This window comes from uncultured Sphingomonas sp., assembly GCF_964243315.1.
GTDB lineage: Bacteria > Pseudomonadota > Alphaproteobacteria > Sphingomonadales > Sphingomonadaceae > Sphingomonas.
In genome coordinates, this window is sequence record NZ_CAXTEM010000022.1 from 1 (window position 1) to 13,036 (window position 13,036).

The following is a 13,036-nucleotide window of genomic DNA, read 5'->3' on the forward strand; positions in this document are numbered from 1 at the left end:
ATCTTGTGCTTGTGCTCGACGACCAGGCTCAGGAAGCGCCCGAAATTGTCGAGCTCGCGCTTCATGTCGGTGTTGTGCAGCGTCTCATAGCCTTCGCGACCGCCCCACAGCACATAGTTCTGGCCGCCCAGCCGGTGCGTTGCTTCGAGCGCGTCGCGGACCTGCATCGCGCCGAACGCGAACACCTCCGGATCGGGGTTGGTCGCGCCGCCGGCTGCGAACCGCGGGTGGCTGAACAGGTTGGCGGTGCCCCAGAGCAGCTTGCGCCCCGACGAAGCCTGGAGCTGTTCCAGATGGTCGACCGCCTCGGCGAAGAAGCGGCGATGCTCGGTCACGTTCTCCGCATCGGCCATCACGTCGACGTCGTGGAAGCAGTAGAACGGGACGTCGAGCTTCTGGAAGAACTCGAACGCGACCTCGCGCTTCTGCGCGGCGGCGGCGCTGTCGTTCGCGCCGCTGTGCCAAGGGCGGTTGAACGTCGGGCCGCCGAACACGTCGCTGCCGGGCCAGCAGAAGGTGTGCCAGAAGCAGGCGGCGAAGCGGAGGTGATCCTCCATGCGCTTACCCAGAACGACCTTGTCCTTGTCGTAGAAACGATAGGCGAGTTCGTTGCGGCTATCCGGGCCCTCATAGGCGATCGGTGCGATATCGGCGAAGAAGTCGGACATCAGGAGTTCCTTGGAGCAATGCGGGGATAGGCTTGGCGGAATGCGGCTTTCTTGCCCGCCAGTGCCGCGACGAGCGCGGGATCGGGCGAGACGGTGTGCGAAACCGGTGGCGCGACGCATATGGTTGCGGGGTCGCCGCCGTCGACCGCAAGCTGCGCCAGTCTGGCCGCGCCGAGCGCCGGGCCGACTTCGCCGCCTTGCAGATAGACCAGCTCGACCTCCATCGCCGCAGCGATCACCCGACCCCAATAGCTCGACCGCGCACCGCCGCCGATGACCGCGAGCCGCTCCACCGTCGTGCCGGCCTCGCGCAATACGTCGAGCCCGTCGGCGAGCGCGAAGGCGACGCCTTCCAGCACCGCCTGCGACAAACGCCCGGCATCGGTGTCGTTGTCGAGGTTGAGGAAAGCGCCACGGACCTCCGCGTCGTTGTGCGGAGTTCGCTCGCCGGAGAGATAGGGGAGGAATATCTCCGGTCCGCTCGCCGGACCCGCGGCCTCGGCACGCGCGAACAGGTCCGCTGCACCCGCAGTACCGGTGATCCGTGCGACCCAATCGATGCACGATGCCGCCGACAGGTGCACCGACATTTGGTGCCACATGCCCGGCAGCGCGTGGCAGAAGGCATGGACCGCGCGCGCGGGGTTGGGCCGGAAGTCCTTGGTCGCGACGAAGATCACGCCCGACGTACCGAGCGACAGCAACGCGTCGCCGTCGCGCACCACGCCGACGCCGACCGCGCCCGCAGCGTTGTCGCCGCCGCCGGCCGCGACCGGCACCTGCGGCATGCCCCAGAGTGCCGCGACCTCGGCGGTCAGCGTGCCGGTAATCGCCGAGCCTTCGAACAGCGCCGGCATCTGTCCTTCGGTCAGCCCACAAGCGGCGAGCAGTTCGCCGCTCCACTGCCGCTTGCCCACATCGAGCCAAAGCGTGCCTGCGCTGTCGGACAGGTCCGACGCCTTGTCGCCGGTTATCCGCAGGCGAACATAGTCCTTGGGCAGCAGAACCGTGGCGATCCGCGCGAATATATCGGGTTCGTGCTCGCGTACCCAGAGCAGCTTCGGCGCGGTGAAGCCCGGCATCGCGATGTTGCCCGCGATCGCGCGAAGGTCCGGTACTGCGGCTTCCAGCGCCGCGCATTCGGCGAAGCTGCGGCCGTCGTTCCACAGGATCGCGGGGCGGAGCGGCCGGTCGTTTGCATCGAGCAGCGTCGCGCCGTGCATCTGCCCGGCAAGCCCGACCCCGCGTACCGCGCGCCGGACGTCGGGGTCGATCGCCTGCACCGCGGCGACGGTCGCGCGCCACCAGCTCTCGGGATCCTGTTCGGACCATAGCGGCTGCGGTCGCTGCACGGTGAGCGCGGCGGTGCCCTGACCGGCGACTGCGCCCGCCTCGTCGAGCACCACCGCCTTCACCCCCGACGTACCAATGTCGATCCCAAGAAACATCCGGCTGCAGCCTACTTAACGAACGGATCGATCGGGCGGATCGTGCCGTCGGGATTGAAGAACAGCTCGGTGACCTTTGCCGACCGCAGGTGGTTCTTATTGGTCAGCTGAGTGTCGTGGTAGAACAGATACCAGCGGTTCTTGAACTGCACGATCGAATGGTGGGTGGTCCAGCCCTGTACCGGCGACAGGATCTTGCCGGTGTAGCGGAACGGCCCGTACGGCGTGTCGCCGATCCCGTAAGCCAGGAAGTGCGTGTCGCCCGTCGAATAGGTGAAGTAGTATTTGCCGCCGCGCTTGAACAACCACGATGCCTCGAAGAAGCGGCGATCATGATCGCCGCCGAGGATCGGCTTGCCCGCCTCGTCGACGATCTGCACGTCGCGCGGTGCCTCGGCGAACTGCTTCATGTCCGCGGTCATCCGCGCGACCTTGGGCGCCAGCGCAGGCTTGTCGTCCTGCTTCAGGTCGGTGTCGCCGCCGTTCGGATTGTAGGTGCCGGTCGCCCAACGCTGGAGCTGACCGCCCCAGATGCCGCCGAAATACATATAGCTCGCGCCATCGGTGTCGGTGAACACCGCGGGATCGATCGAATAGCTGCCGCGGATCGGCTCGGGCTCGGCTTTGAACGGGCCGGTCGGCGACTTGGATGTCGCGACGCCGACCCGGAACACGCCCTGTTTGTCGCGGGCCGGCATGTACAGGTAATAAGTGCCGTTCTTGTACGCGGCATCGGGTGCCCAGGTCTGCTTGGACGCCCAGGGGATGTCCTTCACGTCGATCGCAACCGGATGCACCGTCACCGGGCCACCGATCCGGTCCATGCTTAGCACCCGGTAGTCGTGCATCGCATATTGATTGCCGAGATCGTCGTCGGGGATGCCCGCATCCACATCGTGGCTCGGATAGACGTAGATCTTGCCGTTGAAAACATGCGCGGACGGGTCCGCGGCGTAGATTTCGGTGACCAGCGGCTGCGCCAGATAGCGTTTGCCCTCGGGGCTGAGCGCTTCCGCCTTGGTGCCTGCAGGCTTCGGGGCGGCGGTCTGGGCCACCGCATAGCCCGCGATAAGGGCAAGCGGCAGGGCGGCGATGGCGACTCGGCTGGGAACGCGCTTCAAGGGTGATCCTTTCCTGGACGATCTTCTGATGAGATCTTCGCGCCGCATCTGCGGCTTAGATAGCGCTACCATAAAGCATAGGCTTTGGCATGGAGCAAGGCTTTCGCACCTATAAAAGCTGGTTCACCGCGATCAGCCACTTGCCGCGGGGTCGAGTTGCGCTAATCGACAGCCATGGATCTACCTGCGCCTGTCATCAACAAGCCGTCACGTCGGGCCGGCAGCGCCCCCACGATCAGCGATGTCGCACGGCGGGCGGGGGTGTCGCCGATGACGGTCTCGCGGGTCATCAATGGCGAGAGCAACGTCCGCCCGGCCACCCGCGACGCCGTCAACACCGCGATCTCCGCGCTCAATTACGCCCCCAATCCGGCCGCCCGCAATCTGGCGGGGGCGGGGCAGACCCGGATCGGGCTGCTCTACAGCAATCCCAGCGCGGGCTTCCTCAGCGAATTCCTGCTCGGCAGCCTCGACCAGGCGGCTCGAAGCGACATCCAGATCATCGTCGAGAAATGCGAACTCGGCGAGCATGAGATTGAGGTCACCAAGCATCTGATCGACGGCGGGATCGACGGCATCGTCCTGCCGCCGCCGCTATGCGAAGCGCAGGCGGTGCTGGCGCTGCTCGCCGCCGCCAAGATCCCGACCGTCGTCGTCGCGTCCGGATTTCCTGCGAGCGAGCAGCTCGCGGTCCGCATCGACGACCGCGAGGCGGCGTTGACGATGACCCGGCACATCATGGCGCTCGGCCATCGCCGCATCGGCTTCATCACCGGCAACCCCAATCTTTCCGCCAGCGCGCGCCGGCTCGAAGGCTATGGCGATGCGCTGCGCGAGATCGGCGTACCGCTCGACGAGGCGCTGATCACCCACGGGCTATACACCTATCGCTCAGGTCTCGATGCCGCGGAACAGTTGCTCGATCTGGACGATCCCCCGACCGCGATCTTCGCGTCGAACGACGACATGGCCGCGGCGACGGTCGCGGTCGCGCATCGACGTCGGCTCGACGTGCCGGGCGACCTGACGGTCTGCGGGTTCGACGACACCACGCTGTCGACCGCGATCTGGCCCGAGCTCACGACGATCCACCAGCCGATCGCCGACATGTCGCGCGCCGCGGTGGAACTGCTGGTATCGGCGATCCGCGCCGGCAAGGCCATCGACCGTGGCGCGCGCCATCGCACGCTCGACTACACCCTGATCCGCCGCCAATCAGATGCCGCTCCGCGCCAGCGTCCACCCACGCGCCGCGCTTGACGGGCGGTGATAAGATGGTAGCGATAACAGCTTATCGGCAGGCTGCATGACAAGTCGCGTCCGGCAGGAGAGTCTCGCGTGACCAGTCGACCGGACCGTGCATTTCGCTCGCGAGATTGGTTCGCCGATCCCGCCCGATCGGACATGACTGCGCTCTATCTCGAGCGCTTCATGAACTACGGCCTGACTCCCGCCGAATTGCGGTCAGGGCGCCCGATCATTGGCATCGCGCAGACCGGCAGCGATCTGTCGCCCTGCAACCGCATTCATCTCGATCTCGCGCGCCGCGTACGCGATGGCATCCGCGACGCGGGCGGGATCGCGATGGAGTTCCCGGTCCACCCGATTTTCGAGAATTGCCGCCGTCCCACTGCGGCGCTCGACCGCAACCTCGCCTATCTCGGGCTCGTCGAGACGCTGTACGGCTATCCGATCGACGCCGTGGTGCTGACCACCGGCTGCGACAAGACGACGCCGTCAGGGATCATGGCGGCGTCGACCGTCGATATTCCAGCGATCGTGCTGTCGGGTGGGCCGATGCTCGACGGATGGCACGAGGGGGAGTTGGTGGGATCGGGAACCGTGATCTGGCGGTCGCGGCGCAAGCTCGCCGCGGGCGAGATCACCGAGGAGGAGTTCCTCCAGCGCGCCACCGACAGCGCCCCGTCGGCGGGTCATTGCAACACGATGGGCACCGCTTCGACGATGAACGCGGTCGCCGAAGCGCTCGGCCTGTCGCTGACCGGCTGCGCCGCGATCCCCGCGCCGTACCGCGAACGCGGGCAGTTCGCGTACGAGACCGGGCACCGCATCGTCGAGATGGCCTATGAGGATCTCAAGCCTTCGCGCATCCTCACCCGCGAGAGCTTTCTCAACGCGATCCGCGTCGTGACCGCGATCGGCGGCTCGTCGAACGCACAGCCGCACATCCACGCGATGGCGCGCCATGCCGGCATCGAGATCACTGCGGCCGACTGGTCCGAACATGGCTACGACCTGCCGCTGCTGGTCGACGTCCAGCCCGCGGGCCGCTTTCTCGGCGAACGCTTTCACCGTGCGGGTGGCGTCCCCGCGGTGATGACCGAGTTGCTCGGCGCGGGGAAGCTCGACGGCGACTGCCTCACCGTCACCGGCCGCACGCTTGCCGAGAACCTGACCGGCCGGAACGCGAGCGACCGCGAAGTGATCCGCACCTTCGATCAGCCATTGAAGGAGCAGGCGGGCTTCCTGGTGCTGTCGGGCAATCTGTTCGATGTCGCGATCATGAAGACCAGCGTGATCTCGCCGGCGTTCCGCGAACGCTACCTCCAGCGTCCCGGTGCCGAGGACGTGTTCGAGGCACGCGCCGTGGTGTTCGACGGCTCGGACGACTACCACCACCGGATCAACGATCCCGCGCTCGACATCGACGAGAATTCGATCCTCGTGATCCGCGGTGCCGGCCCGATCGGCTGGCCGGGCTCGGCAGAAGTCGTCAACATGCAGCCGCCAGATCACCTGATCCAGCGCGGCATCATGGCGCTGCCGACGCTCGGTGACGGTCGCCAGTCGGGGACGTCGGACAGCCCGTCGATCCTCAATGCCAGCCCGGAAAGCGCGATCGGCGGTGGACTCTCCTGGTTGCGGACCGGCGACATCATCCGCATCGACCTGAAGGCGGGAAGCTGCAACGCGCTGGTCGACGACGCCGAGATCGAACGCCGCCGTGGCGAACCGATGCCCGCGGTGCCGCCGAGCAAGACGCCATGGGAAGAACTCTATCGCGAAAAGACGGGGCAGCTCGCCGACGGCGCAGTGCTCGAATTTGCGGTGAAGTATCGCCGGATCGCGGAAGAGACGCCCCGGCATAATCATTAAGCGTCACAATCATTAAGCCGGCGCGAACGGCACAAGGGAGAGGAAGCATGACGGACACGACGAGAGCTACCGGGGCGGGGGCCACCGGAGCAGGAACCGGAGGAGACATGGTCAATCATGGCTTCATCACCGCGATCGTCGCAGTGGCGACGATCGGCGGGTTCATGTTCGGCTATGATTCGGGCGTCATCAACGGCACGCAGAAGGGGCTCGAATCAGCTTTCGATCTCGGCCGCTTCGGAATCGGCGTCAATGTCGGCGCGATTCTGGTCGGCTCCGCGATCGGTGCATTCGGCGCGGGTCGCCTCGCCGACGCGATCGGTCGTCGCAACGTGATGATGATCTCCGCGGTGCTGTTCCTCGGCAGCGCCTTGCTGGCGGGTGCCGCCGATAGCTCGGGCGTCTTCATCTTCGCGCGGATCATCGGTGGTCTCGGCGTCGGCGCCGCGAGCGTCATCTCGCCCGTCTACATATCCGAAGTCACCCCGGCGTCGATCCGCGGGCGGCTGTCGAGCGTCCAGCAGGTCATGATCATTACCGGCCTGACCGGCGCCTTCGTCGCGAACTTCGCGCTGGCCCGTTACGCCGGCGGGTCGACCGCCGACTTCTGGCTGGGTTATGCGGCATGGCGCTGGATGTTCTGGCTCCAGGCGATCCCGGCCGCGATCTACTTCTTCGCGCTGCTCGTGATCCCCGAAAGCCCACGCTTCCTGGTCACCAAGGGCCGTGAAGCCGAGGCACACACCGTGCTCACCCGGCTGTTCGGATCGGAAGAGGCGGACCGCAAGGTCGTCGAGATCCGCAACTCGCTCGCCGCGGACCATCACAAGCCCAAGCTCTCCGACCTCGTCGACAAGCGCACCGGCAAGATCCGTCCGATCCTGTGGGCGGGCATCGGCCTCGCCATCTTCCAGCAGCTCGTCGGCATCAACGTCGTGTTCTACTATGGCGCGACGCTGTGGGAGGCGGTCGGCTTCTCCGAGGATTACGCGCTGCAGACCAACATCCTGTCGGGCGTGCTGTCGATCGCGGCGTGCCTGTTCACGATCGCCACGGTCGACAAGATCGGCCGCAAGCCGCTGCTGCTCGTCGGTTCGGCCGGTATGGCGGTGACCCTTGCGACGGTCGCTTACGCCTTCTCCACCGCGATCACCGCGGCGGACGGATCGGTGTCGCTGCCTGGCAATAACGGCGTCCTCGCGCTGGTCGCGGCCAATCTCTACGTGATCTTCTTCAACGCCAGCTGGGGCCCGGTGATGTGGGTGATGCTGGGCGAGATGTTCCCGAACCAGATCCGCGGTTCGGGCCTCGCGGTCGCTGGCTTCGCGCAGTGGATCGCGAACGCCGCAATCTCGGTGAGCTTCCCGTCGCTGGCGGTGTCGCCGGGCCTTGCGGTCACCTACACCGGCTACGCGATCTTCGCGGCGATCTCGTTCTTCTTCGTGAAGGCGATGGTCAACGAAACCCGCGGTCGCGAGCTCGAGGACATGGAAGGCTGACCGGGCAGGGCGGCGCGTCGTTGGACGCGTCGCCCCTTCACGCCGTCATCTCCACGACAACTCCTTTCGTCATCCCCGCGGAAGCGGGGATCCAGATTAGCTAGCGATGCTATTCAAAGGCCGAGGTCAGCCAGTATGGATCCCCGCCTGCGCGGGGATGACGGATTGGAAACGGGGTACTCAGTACCACCAAGTATTAGGCTGGATTGAGCCCAACGGCTCCGGTCAGAGCAGCGTCAGCCCGAACGCCCCAATCGCATGCGCAGGCTGCCCCGAGACCCCCGCATCGAACGCGAACACATCGCCCGCCATCGGTTGCTTCGCGCGATCTTCATCGCTCAGGCCCTTCGCCGCCGTCGTCGCATAGGCGGTCCGCCCATCCGCGCCGCCGATCGCGATCTTGGTGACGTTCGCCACCGGCAGCCGCACCTCCGCGACCATCCGTCCGTCGGGCGCATAGCGGCGCACGCACCACCCCGAGAAGAACCCGACCCAGACATGCCCCTCGGCATCGACGATCGGTCCGTCGGGATAGCCGTCCACCGCCGGGTCGACCTGCGCGAACACACGAGACTCCATCAACGCCCCGTCGTCGCCGATCTCGCAGGCGTGGATCGTGCCGCGCAGCGTGTCGCAGTGATAGAGCGTCCGTCCGTCCGGCGCGACCGCGGGTCCGTTGGTGATCGCAATGCCGTCCACCACCGGCGCGATGCCGCGCGCATCGGCGCGGTAGATCCGCCCGGATAGCGCGCTCTCGCCATCGTCCATCGACCCGAACCACAGCCGTCCCGCCGGATCGACGCAGGAATCGTTCAGCCGGTTGCCCGGCGCGTGCGGCTCGACCGCAACCAGCGGCGTGAACGCGCCGCTATCGGGGTCGAACCCGTGGAGCCCGGTCTGCAATCCCGCCAGCATGCCGCCGTCCGCCAGCGGCTGCACCCAGCCGACCTGTGCAGGCGCGGTCCAGCTGTCGAGGCTGCCGGTCGCAGGGCGGAAGCGGTGAACCAGATGCTGCTTGATGTCGACAAACCACAGGGCGTCGTCGATCCAAACCGGGCCTTCGCCCAGCGTCGCGCCAAGCGAGCAGACCTGCCGTACCTCGATCATCTCAGCGCCACCCGGCATCCACCCAGTAATTATGTCCGGTGCACATCCTGGCATCGTCAGACGCCAGGAACAATGCCATCGCCGCGATGTCCGCGGGCTGGATGCGGCCGTCGAGGCATTGCGCGGTGACGATCTCGGCCTCGCCCTCGGGGGTGTACCATTTCTCCTGGCGCGGGGTCTGGACGTTGCCGGGAATGATCGCGTTGACGCGGATGCCGTCGCGGCCGAGATCGCGGGCGAGGCTGCGCGTCAAACCCTCGATCGCGGCCTTGGCGGTCTGGTAGAGGATCAGGTCGGCGAGCGCGAGGTGCCAGCTGATCGACCCGAAGTTGATGATCGATCCGCCGCCGTTCGCCTTCATCGTCGGCACCACCGCCTGCGCGGCGAAGAACAAATGGCGCAGATTGACGTTCATCCGCTGGTCCCAATAGGCCGGCGTGACTTCCTCGACGGTGTGGCGATCGTCGTTGGCGGCATTGTTGATCAGCACGTCGACGCCGCCGAGTTCGTCGATCATCGTCGCGAACACGCCGCCCAGCGCATCGAGATCGGTCAGGTCGAGCCGGTGGAAGATCGGGCGATGCCCGGTGCCGTTGCCGAGCCGATCGACCAGCGCGCGGCTGTCCGCCTCCGCCACGTCGACGAACGCAACGCGGGCGCCCTGCGCGACGAAGCCCTCGACCAGCCCGGCGCCGATCCCCGACCCGCCACCGGTGACGATGATGCGTTTGTCGCGAAGGGACGGGTAGAGCGCGCGGCCGGCCGCGGCTTGTTGGGTCTCGGTCATGCTGCGAGCAACCCGCGCGCCGCGAGGTTGCGCACCAGCGCGACGACGCCCAACTCCCAGGGCGGCGCTGCCTTCGACGTGGTCACGCGATTGATGAGCCGGCCGAGCCCCGGCGTTGCGATCGACACCGTGTCGCCAGGCTTGTGGGTGAAGCCACGGCCTGGCTCGTCGCGATCCTTGGTGGGTGCGAACAATGTGCCCAGGAACAGCACGAAGCCGTCGGGATATTGATGCTCGCTTAGCGCCTGGCGGACGAGCTCGTCAGGATCGCGGCTGATCTGGTCCATGGAACTGACGCCGTCGAGCTCATAGCCGTCCTCGCCCTCGATCCGCAGCGTGACCTGCGCGCGGCGGACATCGTCCATCGTGAAGCGATCGTCGAACAGCCGGACGAACGCGCCCAGCGCACAGGACGCGTTGTTGTCCTTGGCCTTGCCGAGCAGCAGCGCCGATCGTCCCTCAAAGTCGCGCAAGTTGACGTCGTTGCCGATCGTCGCGCCGATCGCGCGCCCGTCCGGCGCCACGAGCAGCACAACCTCGGGCTCGGGATTGTTCCAGGTCGAATCGGACCGCACCCCGATCTCCGCACCCCAGCCGACCGTCGACAGGATCGGCGCCTTGGTGAAGATCTCCGCATCGGGGCCGATCGCGACCTCGAGATATTGCGACCATAGCCCTTCCTCGATCAGCGCCGCCTTCAACGTCGCGGCTTCGGGGGTGCCCGGCTCGACCCGCGCGAGCCCGCCGCCGATCCGCTCCTCGAGCCGCCCGCGGACCGATGCGGCCGCGCTTGCGTCGCCGCGCGCCTGTTCCTCGATGACGCGCTCCAGCGCCGACGTCGCGAAGGTCACGCCCGCCGCCTTCACGCACTGGAAGTCGATCGGGCTAAGTAGCTTCGGGATACCGCCGGTGCTCAGCCCCAGCGCGTCGAGGTCGCCGATCGGCTCTCCAGTGCTCGCGTCCATCGTGCCGCGCGACACCAGCTCGGCCACGGTCGGCGCGATCATCGCCATGTCGTGGACGACGCCGTTCTCGATCAGGACCGGGGTCGGGCCCGCACCACGATCGATGCGGCCGATCCAACGCCCCTCGCGCCAATCGGGTCCGAGTGCGTCAGCGGGGTCGAAGCCAAAGGTCACGCGTCGTTCTCCAGTCAGTTGCACAGGCCGGCAGGTGGGCCGGCGAGCGGGAATGTATCGGGCGAAGCCGCCAGCGAGGCGGTCGGCCCGGACAGCGCAGGGTCGATCGCCGACGCGTAATAGGGGTCCGCCTCGGCTTGCGCGAGAGGGACGAAGCGAAAACCCATCGTCCGGTACAGATCGAGCAGCCGCGGCAGCATATGCGCGTCGAAGCTGCCCACATGCATCAGCAGAACGTAGGGGATGTCGCGCCCGAGCTGCGCCTTCGCCCGCGCCCGCGACGACAGCACCGCGGTCCGCGCATCGGCGAGCCACGCGGTCTCGAGCATGGCCAGCCCCGCCTTGTCGCGCTTGGCGACGCAGCGGGCATAGGGCTCGTTCCAGTTGTAATCCGCAAAACCCATCGTCACCGCGGCGATCCGGTATCCGCGCGCTTTCAGCGTCCGGCGGACCGCATCGCGCGCAACCGGATCGCGTCCTTCGGCGAGATAGGGATAGCGGAACCAGTGCCAGTCCGTGTCGCCGGCCACCTGCGCCAGCTTCGCTTCGTTGCGCACGATGTCATCGGCGAACGCCGCCGCGCCTACCGTGTCGAGATTGGCATGGGTGAAGCCGTGGTTCCCGATCGGCAGCCCAGCCGCGCGCCACGCCGCGATCGCGGCCTCGCCGTCCGTGGCATCCGTCGGCGCAACGCTCGCATTGAGAAACCCGAGCGCAGGCGCGTTCGCGGCGGCAAGCGCTCCGGCGATCCGCCCGACGACGTCGCGTCGGGTCTCCCCTGGGACCATCGGACCATGCACCGGAATATCGTCGAAGGTCAGCGCGATCGTCGGCCCGGTCTCGAACGCGATCGCCCCGTCGGCAAACAGCGTCAGCGGCACCGCCTCACCCATCACCTTGTAGCCTGCTTCGGACGGATGCAGGTGATCGCCCGAGTCATAGGCGGGCAGCAGCCGATCGGGACGGGCGGGATCGCGCATGATCCGGTCAAAATCGATCACCGCATCGAACGCGCCCTTGCTGCGGATGAAACGGTTGATCGCCTGTCGATCCGCCTCGGTCTCGGCACCGGCGTGATAATAGTCGTTACCGACGAACGGCATGATCGTGCCGCCGATCACCTTGATGCCGTGTGCATGCGCGCGGGCGACGATCTGGCGATACCCCGCGATCACTTGCGCCACGATCGCGGCATGCTGCGCCGGGGTGGCGGGTGCGTCGCGGGTCAGCACGCCGAGATCGTTGACACCCTCGAGCACGATCGCCCACCGCACCCCGCTGCGCGCGATCACGTCGCGATCGAACCGTGCGAGCAGATTGGGGCCGAGCCCATCGAGCAGCACCCGGTTGCCCCCAATCCCGGCATTAACCAAGCCGATGTCCCGCGTCGCCGCATCGCCGCGCAGCCGCCTCGCCAGGACATCGGTCCAGCGGCTGTTGCGCTCCGGCTTGACCCCATAGCCGTCGGTGATCGAGTCGCCGATCGCGACCAACGTGCCCGCACCGCCTTCTACCTCGACGTCGGCGATTGCGTACCAGCGCGTCGTCGTCGTCGCGCCGGCGAGTGTCCGGTCGGCGACATGCTCGCCCGCCAGCACGAAGCTGGTTGCGCGCGCGCCGGGATGCCCGGTCTGCGGACTGGCGGCATCGGCGAGATAGAGGCTGATCGCGAGGTCCGCGCCCGGACGCACCGCAAGCGTGGCCGGATCCGAATAGATCTCCGCGCCTGCCGGGATGACCGCGGACTTTCCGCCCGCAAAGGTCAGGCGCTCTCCGCCCACGATCGCCGCAGTGCCCGGCGCCGACGCGAGCGCGACGTGCGCCGCACCGATCGTCAGCGGTCGGGTGCCGAACGCGTTCGACAGGCGCAGGCGGATGCGATTGCCGCCAGCGGAAAGCCGCACCACCTGACGCAAGGTGACGTTGGCAGCGCGATCGGCGGGGAGGACGTTCTCGCCCTCGGGGACCATCTGCGACGAACCCCAGCTTGCGGTCCAGCCATTTGTCGGTGGCGACGAGGAGGCCTGGCGTGCATCGGCGGCGGTGATAAGCAACAGCCATCCCGCCAACGCCGTCGGCCAATGCCTGCTCATCGATCCGCCCCCGTCTAGTTCGTTAGCGCTATCATTAACTCGGGTCGGCGCAATCGC

Annotated in this window: 9 protein-coding genes and 1 pseudogene; 3 read left to right on the plus strand and 7 right to left on the minus strand. The window is 67.1% G+C overall.

Going from position 1 to position 13,036, the window contains the following annotated elements; genetic code table 11:
• The 3 genes and pseudogenes from ACFE77_RS08515 to ACFE77_RS08525 all read right to left on the minus strand — a co-directional run.
• Positions 1-671, minus strand: a pseudogene (locus ACFE77_RS08515) (xylose isomerase); the annotation flags it as partial.
• A complete protein-coding gene (gene xylB / locus ACFE77_RS08520; RefSeq protein WP_375421206.1) occupies positions 668-2,116 on the minus strand; it encodes a xylulokinase in 1,449 nt (482 codons plus the stop codon). The gene xylB and the pseudogene ACFE77_RS08515, both read right to left, overlap by 4 nt.
• An 11-nt stretch (positions 2,117-2,127) precedes the next feature.
• Entirely contained in the window at positions 2,128-3,285 is a 1,158-nt protein-coding gene (locus ACFE77_RS08525) for a glycoside hydrolase family 43 protein (RefSeq protein ID WP_375421207.1), read from the minus strand.
• A gap of 126 nt (positions 3,286-3,411) precedes the next feature.
• On the opposite strand from ACFE77_RS08525, the gene ACFE77_RS08530 reads away from it, so the two are divergent.
• The 3 genes from ACFE77_RS08530 to ACFE77_RS08540 all read left to right on the plus strand — a co-directional run bounded on the left by ACFE77_RS08530 (position 3,412) and on the right by ACFE77_RS08540 (position 7,853).
• Positions 3,412-4,497 carry a LacI family DNA-binding transcriptional regulator gene (locus ACFE77_RS08530; protein WP_375421208.1) on the plus strand — a complete coding sequence of 362 codons (1,086 nt, stop codon included), beginning with the start codon at positions 3,412-3,414 and terminating at the stop codon, positions 4,495-4,497.
• 78 nt (positions 4,498-4,575) lie between these two features.
• Positions 4,576-6,354, plus strand: a complete 1,779-nt coding sequence (locus ACFE77_RS08535; RefSeq protein WP_375421209.1) for an IlvD/Edd family dehydratase — start codon at positions 4,576-4,578, stop codon at positions 6,352-6,354.
• Positions 6,355-6,401: 47 nt separating this feature from the next.
• Positions 6,402-7,853, plus strand: a complete 1,452-nt coding sequence (locus ACFE77_RS08540; protein WP_375421210.1) for a sugar porter family MFS transporter — start codon at positions 6,402-6,404, stop codon at positions 7,851-7,853.
• A 225-nt stretch (positions 7,854-8,078) separates the two neighbouring features.
• Here the strand turns inward: ACFE77_RS08540 and ACFE77_RS08545 are convergent, their stop codons facing one another.
• The 4 genes from ACFE77_RS08545 to ACFE77_RS08560 are packed head-to-tail and all read right to left on the minus strand — an operon-like array spanning position 8,079 to position 12,979.
• Positions 8,079-8,960, minus strand: a complete 882-nt coding sequence (locus ACFE77_RS08545) for an SMP-30/gluconolactonase/LRE family protein (RefSeq protein WP_375421211.1) — start codon at positions 8,958-8,960, stop codon at positions 8,079-8,081.
• Between the two features lies 1 nt (position 8,961).
• On the minus strand, positions 8,962-9,747 hold the full coding sequence (locus ACFE77_RS08550) for an SDR family NAD(P)-dependent oxidoreductase (protein ID WP_375421212.1): 786 nt from the start codon (positions 9,745-9,747) through the stop codon (positions 8,962-8,964).
• On the minus strand, positions 9,744-10,886 hold the full coding sequence (locus ACFE77_RS08555) for a fumarylacetoacetate hydrolase family protein (protein WP_375421213.1): 1,143 nt from the start codon (positions 10,884-10,886) through the stop codon (positions 9,744-9,746). The genes ACFE77_RS08550 and ACFE77_RS08555 overlap by 4 nt, the downstream gene beginning before the upstream one ends.
• A 14-nt stretch (positions 10,887-10,900) precedes the next feature.
• Entirely contained in the window at positions 10,901-12,979 is a 2,079-nt protein-coding gene (locus ACFE77_RS08560) for a GDSL-type esterase/lipase family protein (protein ID WP_375421214.1), read from the minus strand.
• Positions 12,980-13,036 lie beyond the last annotated feature (57 nt).

Coding starts and splice junctions, on each gene's coding strand:
- ACFE77_RS08550 (WP_375421212.1), bottom strand. CDS start 9,747: ATGACCGAGACCCAACAAGCCGCGGCCGGCCGCGCGCTCTACCCGTCC.
- ACFE77_RS08530 (WP_375421208.1), top strand. CDS start 3,412: ATGGATCTACCTGCGCCTGTCATCAACAAGCCGTCACGTCGGGCCGGC.
- xylB (WP_375421206.1), bottom strand. CDS start 2,116: ATGTTTCTTGGGATCGACATTGGTACGTCGGGGGTGAAGGCGGTGGTG.
- ACFE77_RS08525 (WP_375421207.1), bottom strand. CDS start 3,285: ATGCGGCGCGAAGATCTCATCAGAAGATCGTCCAGGAAAGGATCACCC.
- ACFE77_RS08540 (WP_375421210.1), top strand. CDS start 6,402: ATGACGGACACGACGAGAGCTACCGGGGCGGGGGCCACCGGAGCAGGA.
- ACFE77_RS08545 (WP_375421211.1), bottom strand. CDS start 8,960: ATGATCGAGGTACGGCAGGTCTGCTCGCTTGGCGCGACGCTGGGCGAA.
- ACFE77_RS08560 (WP_375421214.1), bottom strand. CDS start 12,979: ATGAGCAGGCATTGGCCGACGGCGTTGGCGGGATGGCTGTTGCTTATC.